General features: G+C 63.3%; 13 protein-coding genes and 3 pseudogenes. 3 read left to right on the top strand and 13 right to left on the bottom strand.

The window, feature by feature from the left end:
* Positions 1-128 precede the first annotated feature (128 nt).
* The 9 genes and pseudogenes from otsB to CGZ66_RS36830 all read right to left on the bottom strand — a co-directional run bounded on the left by otsB (position 129) and on the right by CGZ66_RS36830 (position 10,891).
* Positions 129-869 carry a trehalose-phosphatase gene (gene otsB / locus CGZ66_RS36870; RefSeq protein WP_095091488.1) on the bottom strand — a complete coding sequence of 247 codons (741 nt, stop codon included), beginning with the start codon at positions 867-869 and terminating at the stop codon, positions 129-131.
* The gene (locus tag CGZ66_RS36865) at positions 866-2,647 is read right to left on the bottom strand and encodes an alpha,alpha-trehalose-phosphate synthase (UDP-forming) (RefSeq protein WP_095091487.1); all 1,782 of its coding nucleotides are present in this window, start codon (positions 2,645-2,647) and stop codon (positions 866-868) included. Before CGZ66_RS36865 ends, otsB begins: the two co-directional genes overlap by 4 nt.
* 146 nt (positions 2,648-2,793) lie before the next feature.
* Positions 2,794-4,954: pseudogene (locus tag CGZ66_RS36860) on the bottom strand (amylo-alpha-1,6-glucosidase).
* A 50-nt stretch (positions 4,955-5,004) separates the two neighbouring features.
* Positions 5,005-6,066, bottom strand: coding sequence for a glycosyltransferase family 4 protein (locus tag CGZ66_RS36855; protein WP_095091486.1), 1,062 nt, complete (start codon positions 6,064-6,066; stop codon positions 5,005-5,007).
* Positions 6,067-6,261: 195 nt separating this feature from the next.
* Entirely contained in the window at positions 6,262-6,720 is a 459-nt protein-coding gene (locus CGZ66_RS36850; RefSeq protein ID WP_095091485.1) for a carboxymuconolactone decarboxylase family protein, read from the bottom strand.
* Between the two features lie 11 nt (positions 6,721-6,731).
* Positions 6,732-7,250 (bottom strand): RrF2 family transcriptional regulator, encoded by a 519-nt coding sequence (locus CGZ66_RS36845; RefSeq protein ID WP_095091484.1) that lies wholly within the window; start codon positions 7,248-7,250, stop codon positions 6,732-6,734.
* A 112-nt stretch (positions 7,251-7,362) separates the two neighbouring features.
* Positions 7,363-8,676: an NAD-dependent dihydropyrimidine dehydrogenase subunit PreA gene (gene preA / locus CGZ66_RS36840; RefSeq protein WP_095091483.1), complete on the bottom strand. Its 1,314-nt coding sequence runs from the start codon at positions 8,674-8,676 to the stop codon at positions 7,363-7,365.
* Positions 8,677-8,688: 12 nt separating this feature from the next.
* Entirely contained in the window at positions 8,689-9,531 is an 843-nt protein-coding gene (locus CGZ66_RS36835) for a class I SAM-dependent methyltransferase (RefSeq protein ID WP_095091482.1), read from the bottom strand.
* Between the two features lie 4 nt (positions 9,532-9,535).
* Positions 9,536-10,891, bottom strand: a complete 1,356-nt coding sequence (locus CGZ66_RS36830) for an NAD(P)-dependent oxidoreductase (protein WP_095091481.1) — start codon at positions 10,889-10,891, stop codon at positions 9,536-9,538.
* A gap of 158 nt (positions 10,892-11,049) precedes the next feature.
* Between CGZ66_RS36830 and CGZ66_RS36825 the strand changes: the two are divergent.
* Positions 11,050-11,586: pseudogene (locus tag CGZ66_RS36825) on the top strand (gamma-glutamylcyclotransferase); the annotation flags it as partial.
* On the opposite strand, the pseudogene CGZ66_RS36820 reads toward CGZ66_RS36825, so the two are convergent.
* Positions 11,512-11,736: pseudogene (locus tag CGZ66_RS36820) on the bottom strand (gamma-glutamylcyclotransferase); the annotation flags it as partial. The pseudogenes CGZ66_RS36825 and CGZ66_RS36820 overlap by 75 nt on opposite strands.
* Positions 11,737-11,909: 173 nt before the next feature.
* Between CGZ66_RS36820 and CGZ66_RS36815 the strand changes: the two are divergent.
* Positions 11,910-12,686 carry a VOC family protein gene (locus tag CGZ66_RS36815; RefSeq protein ID WP_095091480.1) on the top strand — a complete coding sequence of 259 codons (777 nt, stop codon included), beginning with the start codon at positions 11,910-11,912 and terminating at the stop codon, positions 12,684-12,686.
* Positions 12,687-12,767: 81 nt separating this feature from the next.
* On the opposite strand, the gene CGZ66_RS36810 is transcribed toward CGZ66_RS36815, so the two are convergent.
* On the bottom strand, positions 12,768-13,256 hold the full coding sequence (locus tag CGZ66_RS36810; RefSeq protein WP_167392384.1) for a hypothetical protein: 489 nt from the start codon (positions 13,254-13,256) through the stop codon (positions 12,768-12,770).
* Between the two features lie 205 nt (positions 13,257-13,461).
* Between CGZ66_RS36810 and CGZ66_RS36805 the strand changes: the two genes are divergently transcribed.
* Positions 13,462-13,854, top strand: coding sequence for a DoxX family protein (locus CGZ66_RS36805; RefSeq protein WP_095091478.1), 393 nt, complete (start codon positions 13,462-13,464; stop codon positions 13,852-13,854).
* Positions 13,855-13,875: 21 nt separating this feature from the next.
* Here CGZ66_RS36805 and CGZ66_RS36800 read toward each other — a convergent pair whose 3' ends face one another.
* Positions 13,876-16,302, bottom strand: a complete 2,427-nt coding sequence (locus CGZ66_RS36800; RefSeq protein ID WP_095091477.1) for a GcvT family protein — start codon at positions 16,300-16,302, stop codon at positions 13,876-13,878.
* 57 nt (positions 16,303-16,359) lie between these two features.
* Positions 16,360-17,898, bottom strand: coding sequence for a trimethylamine methyltransferase family protein (locus CGZ66_RS36795; protein ID WP_167392383.1), 1,539 nt, complete (start codon positions 17,896-17,898; stop codon positions 16,360-16,362).
* Positions 17,899-18,050 lie beyond the last annotated feature (152 nt).

Genomic DNA, 18,050 nt, shown 5'->3' with positions numbered 1-18,050 from the left:
CCCGATGCTTCCTTCCTCATGGACGAGCAGTTGGGTGGACGGAGCGATCAACGCTGAAACACGCGCTCGGCTAAATATGCGGCTTGATCCACATCGCCCCAAGCCCCGGTTGCGTGTCGTGGCTGGATCTAAAGTTGACCCCTCAGCCAGGCGAGCGTTTCGCCAACGCCGTCAAGGCCGTACCGCGCGGCGGTATGCGCGGGGGGTTTGACCCGTATCGATATGCCGCCGGCATCGTTGACGGCTTCGAAGCCGTTTTCGTCTGGCGTGTCGTCGCCCAGGAAGACCGGGCGGCGGCCTGTGAAGGGCGCTATGCCCATGAACCGCCGGATCGCGGCACCCTTGGCTGCCTCGAGCGGCAACAGTTCCACGCCGGCATTGCCGGCAACCACCCGGTAGCCCTCGGGCAGGCTGGCCAGCGCCTGCTCGACAAGCTGCGTCGCGCGCGGAAGCAAATGCGGGGCAGCGCGCGTGTGGATGGCCAGTACCCGGCCCTTGCGTTCGATATAGGCTTGCCCACGACCGAGCTCGGACTCAATCTCGTCGGCAAGGGCCGCGATATCCGCCGGCTCTCCAGCGACTTCGACTTGGTCATCCGGCAGGAGCCTGTGTTCCAGGCCATAAAGCCCGGCCGCGCGCAGCTTCAAGGGCTGAAAAAGCTGATCCACGGCTGCAACCGAGCGGCCCGTGATAACAGCCAATGCCCCGTTTAACTTGTGATCCAGGCCTTGCAGCAAAGAGCGAAGCTCGGCGCTGACCGAGACGGCGTCCGGGTGTTCGGCATGTTCCAGCAGGGTGCCGTCAATGTCGAGGAACAGCGCCCATTCGCCGGCCAGCACAGTCTGTGGCTTTCGCAGAGTCCCGCTCATGACATTGCCAGCCGTTTGCGCTCGAACATGGAAACGACATTGTCGGCGCTTGGAGGCTGTCGGTCGCCAGTGCCGGTTGCCCGATCGACGTCACCGCGCTTGCGCAAGCGTGCCGCGTCCAGAAGCATGCTGCCGGCCCAGCGATAGACGTTGTTGTCGCGGACCATCTGCCGCATCGGCCGCATGCGCTCGCGCTGCTCATCCGGCGTCATCGTCAGCGCCTGCAGCAGTGCCTCGCTCATCATGGCGGCATCGTAGGGGTTGACGATCAGCGCCTCCAGCAATTCGCGCGAGGCACCGGCGAATGTGCTGAGCATCAAGACGCCCTGTTCGTCGTTGCGCGCCGCAACGAATTCCTTTGCGACCAGGTTCATGCCGTCATGCAGGCTGGTGACCATGCAGATGTCGGCGGCACGATAGATCTCATAGACCTGTTCCTGCGTGTGATGTTCGGCCACCATGATCACCGGCCTGTAGCCATCGCTGCCATAGCGCTCGTTGAGCTCTTCAGCATAACGGTGGCATTCGTCGTGGAGCTGCCTGTAGGCCGGGAGCGTGCCGCGACTGGGTGCCGCGATCTGCAGAAAGACCAGCTTTCCGATCCATTCCGGGTATCGCTTGAACAATTCGTCCAGCGCTTGAAAGCGGTCCAAGATGCCCTTGGTGTAGTCGAGACGTTCGACGCCGACACCCAGCTTCACATCCGCTTTCAATCCGAACCTGGCACGCAGGCGGACGCGGCAGTCATCGACATCAGGCAATCTTGCCAGAAGGTCCGCCGGCCACTCTATCGAGATGGGATAGGCGTGCACCAGCGTCGTCTGCCCGCCATAGGAGATGGCCGCATCCGCCCGCTCGATGCGGCTTTCCAGGAAGCGATCTACACTCTCGGTGAAATTGTTGGCATGGAACTGGGTGTGGAAACCGATGATCGAGCTGCCGAGTAGTCCTTCGAGGATGCGCTCACGCCATGGACAGATGCTGTAGACTTCCGAGTTCGGCCACGGGATGTGCCAGAAGGTGATGACGATCGCCTCTGGCAGACGCTCGCGGATCATCCGCGGCAGCAGCGCGAAGTGGTAGTCCTGGACCAGCACGATCGGTCGCTCGTTGTGTGCTTCGGCCACCACCGTATCGGCGAACTTCCGGTTTACGGCTTCATAGGCCTCCCAGTCCGAGGCGCGAAAGATCGGCCGGGTGAAGGCGATATGGCAAAGTGGCCACAGGCCCTCATTGGCAAAGCCGAGATAGTAGCCCTGATGCTCCTCCTCCGTCAGCCAGACCCGGCGCAGCGTGTAGGACGGATTGCCGGGCGGCACCTGGACCCGGTCGTCCTCGTCGACCATGAGACGGTCTGCGGTGCCGCCGCCATAGGCTATCCAGGTGCCAGCGCAGGCGCGGGTGATCGGCTCCAGCGCCGAAACCAGCCCGCTGGCCGGCACGAGCAGTTCCACGCCATTGCCTCTGACGTTGTGGATGTACGGTTCGCGGTTGGAGACCACGATGACCTGCGCATCGGGCAGATCGTCAGCCAGGATCTTGCGCAATGTCTCGGGCGACCACGTCACCAGGGCGGCATCGGCTGATTGGCCGTTCTTTTCGAACTCCCGTATCACCTTGCGCGCCGCTTCCGCGGCCACGTCCTCGCCGGCTGGATGTGCAACCGTTGGAGGGTGGCTGCGGCGTTGCCGCGATATGGAGAAGAAAACGGCAAGAGCGGAGAGACCGAGGCTCGCGAGGATCAGAACCCAGAGCAGATCCGCACCATAATCTGTCATTGGAATGCCAACTCACCTCAGGCCGTTCGGCGGCCTTTTTGTTCGTGTTTCCGATTAGAAACTGTCCGCCGGCAACCTGGTCGGCGCCCGGACCCGTATTGTGCAACGCACAAAGCAGCGATCGGTTCCAGCCAATCTGGCTCGCATTATGTTCTGACGATGAGCGGCACCAGGCCTTCATGCCGGTCGGCCAGGAAAGCGACGACCCGGTCGCCGACACGCTGGAATGTGAGATCGACCACCCTTTCGCCGACGCCCAGATGTCGCAGCGTGAGTGTGTCGATACCGATCGGCAGCCTCGGACGGGTGACGCGGATTTCGCCATCCCAGCCATCGATTTCCAGGCCGAGGCAGGCCTGCATCAGCATGAAGGCGGATCCCGCCGACCATGCTTGCGGCAGGCAAGCGACGGGATAGGCGATCGGCGCTTCGCCCGGTGCGCGGGTAAAACCGCAGAACAGTTCGGGCAGCCGCATGTTGAAATGGACAGCGGATTCGAACGTGCCGCTCATCAGGCGCACCACGCTGTCGCGCTCGCCATAGCGCGCCAGGCCGGCGCCGCACATGGCGGTGTCATGCGGCCAGATCGAGCCATTGTGGTACGACATCGGGTTGAAGAACACAGAATCGTCGGCAAGCGTCCTCAGCCCCCAGCCGGAATGGAAGGAGGCGGAAAGCAGCTGATCGGCGACCATTTGCGCCCGCGCCGGCTCGGGAAGCCCGACAAGGAGGAGATGGCCCGCATTCGAGGTCCGCACCTTGCAGGGCTCGCCGGCACCGTCGATCGCAAGGGCATAGAAGCCGAGGTCGTCGAGCCAGAAATCGCGTTCCACCGCGGCTCGCATGGCCTCGGCGAGACTGTCCCAGTGGTCGGCTCTCTCGTCCTCGCCACGACGACGGGCAAGCGCCGCCAGCCCCCGGAAGGCGGCAAAGACATAGCCTTGCACCTCGACCAGCGCGATCGGACCCTTGGGGATGCGGCCATCGGCATGAAAGACGGAATCGAAGCTGTCCTTCCAGCCTTGGTTGGCGAGGCCTGAATCGGCAGCCCGCTGGTAGGTCACAAATCCGGTCTCGCGGCCCGCCTCCTCCGTCCATTCGGCCGCCGCGCACACCGACGGCCACAGGCTGTCGATGAACGCCATGTCGCCGGTACGATCTGCATAGGCACAGGCGAGATGGATATAGAGCGGCGTCGTATCGACGCCGCCATAGTAGCGGCCGAATGGAAGCTCCCGCAGCGCCGCCATCTCGCCCTTGCGGGTCTCATGCATGATCTTGCCCGGCTGCGAATCGCTGAACGGCGACGTCTCCGTCGCCTGATGCTGGGCCAGGAAGGCCAGCACGCCCCGCGCCAGGCCGGGATTGAGCCAGAGCATCTGCAGCGCCGAGATGACGCCGTCACGGCCGAACGCCGTCGAGAACCAGGGGATGCCGGCATAAGGATAAGGTCCGGTCGCAAGCTCAGTGGTCAACAGCGCGACATCGGCGCGGGCGCGCTCGACCCAGTCGTTGAAGACGCGACCGGAACTGTGCACCGTCGCGCCATGGCGGCGCTTGGCCCGCATGCCAAAGCGGGCCCGGCGGCGGCGGCGCGGAAACGGTCGCGATCGGGCGCATCCGCCACCTCGGAACCGACCTCGACATAGAGCACACTGCTGCTGCGCTTGGTCACCGCAAGCAAGAAATCGGCGCGGTCGGCTGTCAGTTGATCGGGCGCCTGCGAGAACGATATCGCCGATGCGCGCGCCAACCCGTCCAAGCCGTCGTAGCGCAGCAGGACGGATGTCGCATCCATCTCGGCCACATGCGTCATACCGCGCCGCAGCCGTGTCGAGCCGCGCACTTCGAACATGTCACGGAAATCGGCGGCAAAATGCAGGGAAACGCCGATCGTCGAGGTCTCCCGACTGTAGTTGGAAAGGGTGATGCGTTCGAACAGTCTGTCCTGCCAGAGCAGCCGGACGCGTTCGACGTGAATTGCGCCCTGTGGAATGTCGCGACCGCTGGCGCTCGCCATCGGCAGATTGGTCAGGTTGGTGGTGAACAGCACATTGTCCTGGCTGAGCGAGGCGCCAAGCAGCGATGTCTGCCTGCCGCCGACGGTCAGCCGGAACTCGGACAGCACCCGTGTGTCGTCGCGGAAAAACCGTCGCCGGCGCCGCGTATGTCGCCATAGGCATCGGCAACCGCAAAGCAGTCGCCCTGTTTGAGCGCAAACAGCCGGTGCGGCTCACGAGGCGCGGTCGCGTCGAGCGATGCAAGCGCGACGGCGGGATCGAGTTGGCGCTCATCGAGTTGGGCCATTCGTCACAAATCCCTGTCGTTTCATTCCCATAGATCGAGCGCGTCGCTGCTCACGACGCCTTCGCCTCGCTCGGGACACCGAGCAGGCGCGCATAGGCGGCCAGGTAGTCGCCGGCCATTCTTCTGGCGGAAAACCGCTTTTCGAAGACGCCCCTCACCTTTCGCCTGTCGAGCTGCAGTAAGTCCGGCACCGCGGCGACCGCGCTATCCATCGAATCCGCGATAAAGCCGGTGACGCCTTGATCGATGATCTCGGGCAGCGCGCCGCAATTCCAGGCGATCACCGGCGTGCCGCAGGCCATTGCCTCGATGGCGGCAAGGCCGAACGGCTCCGGCCAGTCGATCGGGAACAGCAGGCCGGCCGCGTTGCCAAGAAATTCCGCCTTCTGGTCCTCCTCGATCTCGCCGACATAGTCGATGCGATCGCCGTCAATCAAAGGCTCGACCACCTCGTGGAAATATGCTCGGTCGTCGTCGCCGATCTTTGCCGCAAGCTTCAGCTTGAGCCCGGAGCGCAAGGCGATCTCGATGGCGCGATCCGGTCGTTTGTCGCGTGACAACCGGCCGAGGAAGGCAAGATAGGGTTCTTGCGCCTTGGTCTCGAACGTCGGTTCGTAAACACCGGTCGGCAGTCCGTGGTGGATCGTTGCCAGCCAGTTGGCCCTCGCAAGGCCTGACTTCTGGCTGCGCGAAATGGAAATCATCGGGAAGCGCGGGAACCGTTCATAGGCCGGCGCCAAGTCGACATAGTCCAGCCTGCCATGCGGCGTCGTCACTGTCCGCTCCGCCATGTCCTGGAAGAAGGAAAAGTGCAGGAAGTGGCTGAGGTGGAAGTGAATGACGTCAAACTCTCGCGCCCGTTTCCGCACCTCGGCAAGCATCGAAAGATGCGCCGCAATCTCGGATTTGAGCGGGCGGGGATCGAGGCGAAGCGCGCATTCCCTGCCGGCGACCAGCTTCGCGGAGGTCTGGCTGTCGCCACTGGCAAACAGGGTCACCTCATGGCCAAGATCAACCAGCGCTTCGGTCAGGTACGAGACGATGCGTTCGGTGCCACCATAAAGTCTGGGCGGCACCGATTCAAAAAGCGGCGCGACATGCGCAATTTTCATATTTCGTCCCGGGATGCTCGGCATACAGGTGCGAAATGCATCAACGGCTCGATTGGTTCCGATTTAAGATCGATGCCGTCGGGCCGCAGTCACTATGGAACCGCCCACCCGGGCAATGGCAGCGGCCCTCAAGGCCGCCGCAAACTATATTGGAGCGCCGCCTCCACGACGGCGCTCCAAACAAAAAGAGGACAATCAGGCAGCCTTGGCCGCCGGCATCGGGTGAATGGCCTGGAACGGGATGCAAAGCCGGTTCCAGGTGTTGATCATGCCGAGCGCAACCGACAGCTTGACCAGTTCCTCTTCCGAGAAATGCTGGAGCGTCTTTGCATAGAGTTCGTCCGACACGCCATTGTCAGCGATCAGGGTAACGGCCTCGGTCCAGGCGAAGGCGGCGCGCTCACGCTCGGAAAACAGCGGCGATTCCTTCCAGGCCGAAACCAGATAAAGCCGTTGTTCGGTCTCGCCGTCGCGCCTGGCCTCGCGGCTATGCATCTCGACGCAGAACGAGCAGCCATTGATCTGCGATGCCCGCAATTTGATCAGGTGCAGCAGGCTCACCTCGAGCCCGCATTCGTCGACCGCCTTGTTGAGCGCCGACACCGCCTTCATGACCTCCGGCGCCTTGGCGAAAAATTGCAGCCTCTGTTTCATCTTGATGTCCTCTACGCTTGCTTGGTTGAACTGGATTTCTGCGGCCGCTGGTGGCGCGCCACGAAGGCGCAGCCGGCAGCGACCGAACGCGGATCGGCATCGGTCACATATTCCGCCACGATGTCGGACAGCTTTGCCTCGGCGAGTGCGGCGCGATAGGCCTTCTCGGCCTTCAGCATCGCGATATTGATGCCGCAGGGTTTGACATAAGCCGAGGCGTCTAGTGTGGTCGGACCGTTGCGGCGGATCTCGCCACAACGGAAGGCCGGCTCGCGCCCTTCGACGGCAAGCACGATATCGAGCAGCGTTATGCGCGCGGCCGGCCGAGCCAGCCGGTAGCCCCCCGCCGGCCCCGGCACCGATTCCAGGATGCGCGCCGCGCTCAGCATGTTGAGATGTTTCAGGAGGTAGCTCGGCGACAAGCCAAAGGCCTCCGCCAGTGCAGCGCCCGGCATCGTCGCTTCACCCTCGACGCCGGCCAGCATGGCGGCGCAGTGGATGGCTGCTTCAACGCCCTCGCCCAGCTTCATTGTGTCGACCTCCAATTCATGGATAATTTTTATCGTGGATGATTCATATCTTCAATAGGAAAAATGAAAAACGGCGCCCGAAGACGCCGCTTTTTTCGACGAATGGCTGCCCCTACTCCGCCGCCACCTTGGCCATCGGGTTGTTCGGGTGCGTCGTCCAGTTGGCATAGATCGGCGACACCGGCTTGCCGGTGCGCTGGTCCATTGCGCCTGCCGCCAGCGGCTCCATGGTGATGCAATTTTCGACCGGGCAGACGTTGACGCATAGATTACATCCGACGCACTCGGCCTCGATCACCTCGAAATGCCTCTTGCCATCGACCATGCTGGTAATCGCCTGGTGCGACGTGTCCTCGCAGGCGATGTGGCAGCGGCCGCATTTGATGCAGGCGTCCTGGTCGATACGGGCCTTGGCGACATAGTTGAGGTTGAGGTACTGCCAGTCGGTGACGTTGGGCGTGGCGCGGCCGACAATGTCGTCGAGCGAGGCATGCCCCTTCTCGTCCATCCAGTTTTCGAGACCGGCGATCATCTCCTGCACGATCTTGAAGCCATAGGTCATCGCCGCCGTGCAGACCTGCACATTGCCGGCGCCGAGCGCCATGAATTCGGCCGCGTCGCGCCAGGTGGTGATGCCGCCGATACCGGAGATCGGCAAGCCGTGGGTTTCGGGATCGCGCGCGATCTCGGCCACCATGTTCATGGCGATGGGCTTCACCGCCGGGCCGCAATAGCCACCATGCGAACCCTTGCCGTCGATGGTCGGCTGCGGCGCGAAACTGTCGAGGTCGACGCCGGTGATCGAATTGATGGTGTTGATCAGGGACACCGCGTCGGTGCCGCCGGCAAGCGCGGCGCGCGCGGGCTTGCGCACATCGGTGATGTTGGGCGTCAGCTTGGTGATGACCGGCATGCGGGTGTTGGCCTTGCACCAGCGCACCACCATTTCGATGTATTCCGGTACCTGGCCGACGGCGGCACCCATGCCGCGTTCCGACATGCCGTGCGGACAGCCGAAATTGAGCTCGATGCCATCAGCTTCCGTCTCCTCGACCACTGGCAGGATCGCCTTCCAGCTCTCCTCGACGCAAGGCACCATCAGCGAGACGACAATGGCGCGGTCGGGCCAGTCCTTCTTGACCTGCTTGATCTCGCGCAGATTGACCTGCAGGTCGCGGTCGGTGATCAACTCGATGTTGTTGAGACCGAGCAATCGCCGGTCGGCGCCCCAGATCGCGCCGTAGCGCGGGCCGTTGACGTTGACCACCGGCGGGCCTTCCTCGCCAAGCGTCTTCCAGACAACGCCGCCCCAGCCGGCCTTGAAGGCACGGATGACGTTGTAGGCTTTGTCGGTCGGCGGCGCCGAGGCCAGCCAGAACGGATTGGGCGATTTGATGCCGACGAAATTATTGCGGATGTCTGCCATGACAGGTCCCTTTCAACCGAGACGAAGGAGCAGTTCGACGGGTGCAAGAATGCCGCCTTCAAGTGCGGCGGTGAGATTGGCGATCTTGGTGCGGGCGTCGTCGCCCATGACGAGGCCAACGCCGGGCGGCGGCTTGCTGCCTTCTGCTTGCGCGGCTGCCAGGCGCGCACGCATCGTGGCAAAGAACTCGATGGCAAAGGCGCCGCGCGGCCGCTCGGCGATCACGGAGAACCCGGCGGCGACGGCCGCCGAGCGATAGTCGTCCGGGGTGGCAACGAAGGACATGGTTTCATCAGACGCCCATGGCAGCGGATAGGTCAACACGCCGTCCTTCAACCGCATCACATCGTAGACGGCGAAAACGCCGCCCGGCCGCAGCACGCGAGCAGCCTCGCTCATCAGTCCCGGCTTGTCAGGGAGGTTCATGCCGACATGCAGGATGACCGCCGCATCGAAGCTGGCATCCGCAAATGGCATGTCCAGCGCACTGCCTTGCACGAACCGCGTCTTGCCCGCCATCCCGGTTCGCTCGGACAGGCTAACCGCGATATCGACATAGCTTTGCGTGAGGTCGATGCCGGTAACATCGGCGCCAACATTGTTGGCGACAAAGCGGGCCGGCCCGCCGACACCAGACCCGATGTCGAGAAGCATTGTCCCCGGCTTCAGCCCCATCTGCCCGACGAGTGCCATGGTCGCGGCCACGCCGCCAATGTGAAATTCGTCAACCGCTTCAAGATCGCTTGCACGCAGATTGGCAACGTCCACGCCGCTACCGGCGAGCGCGGCAATGATCCGCTCCTCCAGGCCCGATATGTCATAGTGACGGGCGATGCCCGGTTCCACCGTGGCCATGATCCTATCCCTGAGCGAGGCTCCTGTGGATGCTCTCCGCCGCGTCGCGGCCTTGCGCCACGGCCGAAACGGTGAGGTCGTCGCCGCCGAAGATGCAGTCGCCGCCGGCCCAGACCTTCGCGAGCGAGGTGCGGCCTTCCGCATCGACCTTGATGCGTCCGGCTTCGAGCTCGATCTCGGCACCGCTGCCGTTAAGCGCGGCCGGCACGAAACTCTGGCCGATCGCCTTGAACACCTGGTCGGCGACCAGTGTCAGCCTCTCGCCGGTGCCGGCAAGCCTGTCGCCGTCCATGGCGGTGTATTCGAGTTCGATGGCCGACACCTTGCCGCCTTCGGCAATCACCCGCTTCGGCTGCAGCCAGTGGCGGATGGTGACGCCGTTGGCGGCGGCAAGATCCTGTTCGAACCCGGAAGCGTTCATCTGCTCGTGGCCGCGCCGGTAGCAGATCGTCACTTCCTCGGCGCCGAGCAGCTTCGACTGCACCGCCGCGTCGATCGCCGTCATGCCGCCGCCGATGACGACGACACGCCGGCCGACCGGCAGGCTGGCGAGATCACTGGCCTGGCGCAGCTCGGCAATAAACTCGACCGCATTGGTTACGCCGTCGGCATCCTCGCCATCGGCGCGCAGCGCATTGACGCCGCCAAGCCCCATGCCGAGAAACACCGCATCATAGTTGCGTATCAGGTCGGACAGCTGGTAGTCGCGGCCAAGCGCCTTGCCGTTCTGGATGTCGATGCCGCCGATGGCGGTGACATAGTCGACTTCGGCCTGGGCGAAATTGTCGACGCTCTTGTAGGCGGCGATGCCGTATTCGTTGAGCCCGCCGGCCTTCGGCCGCGCTTCCAGGATGGTCACGTCATGGCCATGGCGGGCGAGCCGGTGTGCAGCCGCGAGGCCTGCCGGCCCTGCCCCGACCACGGCAACCGTCTTGCCGGTCGCAGTGGCGCGTTGGTAAAACTGCTTGTTCTCGCTCATCGCGACATCGGTGGCATAGCGCTGCAGGCGGCCGATCTGGACCGGCTTGCCTTCTGCCACCTCGCGCACGCAAACCTCTTCGCACAGCGTCTCGGTCGGGCAGACGCGGGCGCACATGCCGCCCAGAATGTTCTGGTCGAAGATGGTCTTGGCAGAACCGATTGGATTGCCGGTCGATATCTGGCGGATGAACAGCGGAATGTCGATCGAGGTCGGGCATGCATTCATGCACGGCGCGTCGTAGCAGAAATAGCAGCGGTCGGATTCGACCAGCGCCTCGTGGTGATCGAGCGGCGGGTGCAGGTCGGAAAAATTGTCCGCATACTGGTCGGCCGCGAGCCGGCCGCCGGCAATGCCTTCCTTGAACTGGCCTTCTGGCATCGTCAGTTCCCCATGTTTTGTTTTGGGGAAGGCTAGCACGTTTTATTTTTTTATCAATTGGTCAATTTTCGACGCAAGGCGCTGAAAAGGCTGGATAAAACATGATTGTTTTACTCATGTTACGGCGTTTGCAGTGGGAGCGAATGGCTGGGCGCGACACCACGGCCTTTGGCTGGCACCGCTCCTTCTGCCTCGACATGGTGCGTTGGCGCGGCAGCGCCGAGCAGCCGGGGCTGATGATGGCGCTCGAGCGGGGTGGACGGTGCAAAGGCGTCATCTACCGCTTGCCGGAGGGCGAAAAACCGGCTCAGATCGAAAGGCTGCTGCGGCGCGAGATCAGCGACCACGAAAGTATCGACACGGTCAGGTGGCTGCCGGTGCATACGGCACAAGGGTCGCTGCGCGCGCTTGGCTTCTGGGTTGGCGTGAAGGGCAGGGGAACGTCACTGAACCAGCCACTGGACAAGGTGGCGAGCGTGCTGGCCAGAGCCTGCGGGCACATCGGATCCGGCGCCGAATATCTCTACAACACGGTCAGTCATCTCGAAGCGTTCGGCATCCACGACCGCAATCTGTGGCGGTTGCAGGAACTGGTCGCGGACGAGGTCCGGGCTATCCATGGCCATGCTGAGTTGCTGCTCGACCGACTCGAACTCTGGCTTCCAGATCAGCGACCCATAGGCGAACACCCATAGCGGCCCCTCGTCGGCTTCATCGGACAGCCGCAAGGCAAGGGGCCGGAAATCCTCGTCTTTCAACTCCGTCCAGCTCGGGTCAGGGCCAGGATCGGCCTCCTCCCGATGGCACAGTGCGACAAGCTCAGGCGTGAGCGACATCCGGCGCATGAAACGACATCCCCTCTCCACCGCAGAGAAATCGAAAACCGGTGGGCGCGCAACCCGGGAACGCTTGTCGTGGATCGACATTCTTGTTTGGGCGATTGTCGGATTTCCGTCGTGAAGATCGTCCTAGGATGGATCGACCGACGATCGATGCATAACCGGTGAGGAGACCGACCATGCCAAAATCCCCGATGCCCTTTTTCTGGTACGAATTGATGACCACAGATCTCGACGCCGCCGAGGCGTTCTACACCAAGGTGGTCGGCTGGACTGCGCAGCCTTTCGACAAGGCCCCCGACATGCCGCGCTACATCGTCATGAATGTCGGCGAGCGTGGCGTCGGCGGGCTGATGACGATGCCCGAGGACGCCGCCAAGCTGGGCATGCCGCCCGCCTGGCTCGGCTACATCCATACAAAAGACGTCGATGCCGCGACGGCGTCGCTGGAGAAAGCCGGCGGTACGGTTCACCGCAAGCCCGACGACATTCCGGGCGTCGGCCGCTTTGCCGTCGTCGCCGATCCGCAAGGCGCGACCTTCATGTTCCTGCAGCCGAACGGCCCGGACCAGCCCATCGTGCCGGCCAGCACCCCAGGCCATATCGGCTGGCACGAGCTTTACACATCGGACTGGAAGGCCGCGTTCGATTTCTATTCCGACCAGTTCGGCTGGGCCAATGCCGGCGATTTCGACATGGGCCCGATGGGCACCTACCAGACCTTCACAGCCGGCCCCGAATCCGGTGGCGGCATCATGAACAAGCCGCAGCAGGTCCCAGTCCCGGTCTGGCAGTTCTACTTCAACGTTCCGGCCATCGACGCGGCGGCCAAACGCGTGACCGATAATGGCGGCAAGATCCTGATGGGCCCGATGGAGGTCCCCGGCGGCAGCTGGATCGTGCAATGCCAGGACCCGCAAGGCGCCCATTTCGCATTGATGGCGCCGGTACGGTAAGAGGCCAGGCCCGGTTTCTCCGCCCCTCTGTCCATCTGGACAGAGGGGCGCTGTCTCGCTGACTGTGGCGCTCTTTGAGAATTACTCGGGCGTCAGTACCGCGACCTTCAGGTCTGCCTTTTTCGCGCCGCTGAACTGGACGGTGGCCGGGCCGGCCGCAAGCTTGAAACGCACGCTCTTGCGGATGCCGGGGCAGGTTTTCACACCGCTATAGCCCACTGACTTCATGGCGTGGCCGTCCTGAATGACATCGATCCAGGCCTCGCCTGACAGACTTATCTGGATGGCGCCCTCGGCCGGCACCTCGACGCTGGCGACGGCACCGAACGTGCCTGATGCGGGGGCATGTTCGGGCGGCAGCGCAAAACCGGCTTTCTCCGCCGGCACCAGTGCCAGATCCGCAGCAGCACCCACCACCAGCGTCGCTCCAGACGGCGTTGCAGGCGCTGCAGCAAACAACGCCTGTTCCCGCGTCACCGGCCATTTGAAGGCCTCGCAGCCGGCATCCTCGGCCATGGCAAAGCTGGTCCCTGCAAGGATTGCGAATAGGCTGATAGCGACTTTTTTCATAACCAAGGGAACCCACCTGTTCGGAATGTCCATATTATGGATACAACCATAGCGATACAAATGCAACCCCTACGAGAACAATATGAAAGGTCAAACCGGGGAACATTTCCAATCACCGATTGTTGATGGCATGCCATGGGAAGTGAATGGTCCGTTACCCAGCGACAATCTATGGCCGGTCGGGAAGCGACAAATGGAGCCAATTATGAAGCTTTTCGAAAGCCTCGCCAAGTATCAGCCGCAGGCCTTGGGGGTGCTGCGCATCATGACGGCGCTGCAGTTCATCGAGCACGGCAGCCAGAAATTGTTCAATTTTCCCATAAGCGAACAACCCCATACCCTTACCGGGCTGACTCTAGCCGCTGGAATTCTCGAATTCGCCGGCGGCATCCTGCTGGCGCTGGGGCTGTTCACCCGCCCGGTCGCGTTCCTGCTGGCCGGCGAAATGGCGATCGCCTATTTCATGGCGCACATGCCGCGCGACTTCTTCCCCGTCAACAACGGTGGAGATTTGGCGATCTCGTTCTGCTTCATCTTCCTCTATCTGGTGTTTGCCGGCGCCGGCGCCTTCGCACTGGACAACGGCCGGAGCGCCTGACCACTTGAGAGGGATGCGTGCTCAAGCGCGCATCCTCTCGAAATTGGCATCGAACAGTGGCGCCGCCTGCACGCGCGCCGCATGCCGCTTGCCCAAAAGCTCGATCTCGAAGCCGTCGCTCTCGTCGGCGATCTCCTTCGGCACATAGCCCACGGCAACGGATTGTTTCGAGTGATGCGCGTAGCCACCCGAAGTCACCCAGCCACGCACCGCGCCATCGAACCAGATCGGCTCGTCGCCGATGACATCGGCGTCGTCGGCATCGACGATGAAGGCGCGAAGGCGCAACTTGCCGCCCTGCTTGCGCTCGGCGAGCGCCGCGGCCTTGCCGATAAAATCAGCATCCTTGCTATACGCAACGAAGCGGTCGAGACCGGCTTCCAGTGGCCCATAGATCGGCCGGTACTCGCGCGCCCATGAACCGTAGTTCTTCTCCAGCCGCAGCGCGTTCAGCGCCCGCGAGCCAAACAGGCCGATGCCGAATTCCTCGCCGGCCGCCATCAGGGCCTGGAATGCAGCGCGCTGATACTCCGGCGCCACCCAGATCTCGTAGCCGAGGTCGCCTGTGTAGCTGACGCGGCCGACCAGGCAAGGCGCCATGCCGATGTCCATTCTTGCCACCGCCATGAAGGGAAACGCGGCGTTGGAGACATCCGCGCGGCTGACCTTGGCCAGCACTTCGCGCGCTCTCGGCCCGGCGATCGCCAGGCCGGTGAGTTTTGGCCCCAGCGCGTCGATGCGAACCGAACCATCACCAGGCAGGTGCTTCTCGAACCAGCGCATATGGTATTGCTCGGCGATGCCTGAGCCGGCGAGGAACCAGCCTTCGCTCTCCAGATTGGCCAGCGTAAAGTCGCCGATCAGCTTGCCGTCTTCCTTCAGCATCGGCGCCAGCGTCATGCGGCCGGGCCTGGGCAGCTTGCAGGCGAGCATCCGGTCGAGCCAGGCGGCCGCCCCCTTACCCGTCACCTTGTATTTGGCGAAGCTCGAAATCTCTGACAGGCCGACACCGTCGCGAACGGTCGCTACCTCCCTGGCGACCTGGGTGAAATCGCTCGAGCGGCGCCACGAGAACTCGTCCTTGACGCCCTCCGGCGCATACCACAGCGGCACCTCCAGCCCATAGGCGACGCCCCATTGCGCGCCCTTGGCCGACAGCAGGTCATAGACCGGTGTCGTCTTCAGCGGCCGTCCGGCGGGCAGTTCCTCATTGGGGAAGCGGATCGAAAAGCGCCTGGAATAGTTCTCGCGCACCTTGGCGTTGGTGTAGGCCATCGTCGCCCAGTCGCCATAGCGCGCGACATCCATCGCCCAGATGTCGGCGCCGGGATCGCCCTCGATCATCCAGTTGGACAGCGCCAGGCCGACGCCGCCGCCTTGGCTGAAGCCGGCCATGACTCCACAGGCAACCCAGAAACCCGGCAGGCCGCGCACCGGCCCGACCAACGGGTTGCCGTCCGGCGCGAAGGTGAAGGGGCCGTTGATGATCTGCTTGATGCCAGTGTTCTGGAACGCCGGGAAATGCCGAAAGCCGACCTCGAGAGACGGCGCGATGCGGTCGATGTCCGGCGCCAGCAATTCGTGGCCGAAATTCCACGGCGTCTGGAACTCGGACCACGGCTTGTTGGCCTTCTCATAGGTACCCATCAGCATGCCGCCGCGTTCCTGGCGCAGATAGAGCTCGCCATCGAAATCGACCGCGTGGATGATCTCCGTGCCGGTCTTGGCGTTCCAGGCGGCGACCTCCGGCATGTCCTCGGTGATCAGGTACATGTGCTCCATCGCCAGCACCGGCAGTTCGAGCCCGACCATGCGGCCGACCTCGCGCGCCCACAGGCCGCCGGCATTGACGACATGCTCGGCCACCACCTCGCCCTTGTTGGTGATCACGCGCCACATCCCATCGGCGCGCCGAACGATGTCCTCGACCTTGGTGAAGCGCTCGACCTCGGCGCCGAGTTTGCGCGCCGCCTTGGCATAGGCGTGCGTCACCCCCGACGGATCGAGATGGCCGTCCTCCTTGTTTCTGACAGCGCCGACGAACTGCTTGGGATCGAGCAGCGGCATCAGTTCGGCCGCCTCGCTGGGCGAGATCTCCTCAAGCTCGATGCCGAGATAGCGGCCCTTGGCGACCACGCCACGCAGCCAATCCAGCCGCGCCTCGGTCGCCGCCAGAAGCACACCGCCGGTCAGGTGCACGCCGGTCGCCTGGCCGGAAAGCTCCTCGATCTCCTTGTAGAGGTTGATCGTGTATTTCTGCAGCTTGGCGACGTTGGGATCGCCATTGATCGTGTGCATGCCGCCGGCCGCGTGCCAGGTCGAGCCCGAGGTCAGCTCGTCACGCTCCAGAAGCACGACGTCGGTCCAGCCATGGCGGGCCAGATGGAACAGTACGGAGCACCCGACGACGCCGCCGCCAATGACCACGACCTTTGCATGCGATTTCATGGATTTTTCTCTGATATCAGTGTGTTGAATGGGTGAGATGAATCAAAACGCAAGGCATCACGGCTCACCCTGCCCGATCGCTTCGCGCCGCTTGGCCATGTATGCCTCCAGCGCCTCGCGCACGGCGATATCCATCACCGGTTCGACATAGTCCTCGAGCGCCTTCTTCCACAGGCGCGTCGCCCGCGCCCTGGCGTCGAGGCCACCGGCTTCCTGCCAGGCCTCGTAATTCTGCCAATTGGACAGCATCGGTTGGTAGAAGGCGGTGGCGTAACGCTCGAGCGTATGAGGCTCGCCGAAGAAATGGCCGCCGGTCGGCACCGCGCCCAAGGCTTCGACGGCAAGCTCCGCCTCGTTGACCTCGATCGGGCGCAGGAACTCCATCATGTGCTGGATCATCTCGACATCGATGATGAGCTTCTCGAACGACGCTGTCAGTCCGCCCTCCTGCCAGCCGGCGGCGTGGTAGACGAGATTGCCATGGCCCAGCACCGCGCCCCACAGCGCCATCAGCGTCTCATAGGCGCCCTGCGCATCGGCGGCGTTGGAGGCGGAACCCGGGGTCGTGCGGTAGGGCAGATTGTAGCGTCGCGCCAACTGCCCCGACGCGATGTTGGCCTTGGTATTCTCCGGCGTGCCGAAGGCCGGCGCGCCCGACTTCATGTCGACATTGGAAGTGAAGGCGCCATACATGACCGGCGCACCGGGGCGCACCAACTGTGTCAGCACCACGCCGAACAGCGCTTCGGCATTCTGTTGCGCCAGCGCGCCGGCCAGCGTCACAGGGCTCATCGCCCCCATCAGCGTGAACGGCGTCACCGCCACCGACTGGCCGAACTCGGCCATGGTCATCAGCCCCTCGGCCATCATCTCGTCAAAGCGGCGCGGCGAGTTGACCGAGATGATGGTGGTGATCCCGGGATCGTCGCGCATCTGGTCCAGCGTCAGCCCGCGCGCAATCGCCATCATCTCGATGCCGTCCAGCGCCCTACCCCTGCCGATCGCCGAGACATGGAAACTCTTGTCAGTCAGCGTCAGATTGGTGAAATAGGTGTCGAGATGGCGGGAATTCGCCGGCAGTTCCACCGGCGCGCAGACCTGGTTGCCGAGCATGTGGATGCAGTTGAAGTGCTGAGCCAGCCGGGTGAGGTCGGAATAGTCGGGCAGATTGCCGGCGCGGCGGCCGCGTTCCATGTCATGCACATTGGGCGGCCCGGCGACGAGCGTGAAATTGATGGTGTTGCCGCCGAGATGAATGGCGTTGACCGGATTGCGCGGCGTCAGCACATAGCTGGACTGCGTGGTCTTCAGCGCCTCGGCGACGAGGCCGCGATCGATGCGGACATTCGCCGAGGCATGATCGACGCTGGCGCCGGCCTTCTCGAACAGCGATAGCGCACGCGGGCTCATCACCTCGATGCCGAAATTCTCCAATATGTGCATCGACGCCTGATGGATCTGCTCGATCTGGTCGGCCGAGAGCATTGCCATTGGCGGATAGGGATTGGTCACGCGCCGGAGCGGCAATTGCGGGATGGCCGATGGCCCCCTGTTGCTGGTGCGCTCGGCACCGCGCTTGCGTCTTGGTTCGTTCATGCCTGACATCAAAGCCCCGGCAAACCGGGCAAGCTGTCAGAAATACGCCGTTTGCGGACGTGATTTTAGCCACGGCGGCATTTCTGCAGTGTCCGTTTAGGAAAAACGACAAAATGCGTCGTGTTATTGGCAATGGATTTTGTCGAGCAGCT

This window comes from Mesorhizobium sophorae (genome assembly GCF_002270415.1).
Taxonomy (GTDB): Bacteria; Pseudomonadota; Alphaproteobacteria; order Rhizobiales; family Rhizobiaceae; genus Mesorhizobium; species Mesorhizobium sophorae.
This window is presented reverse-complemented; position numbering and strand designations above follow the sequence as displayed.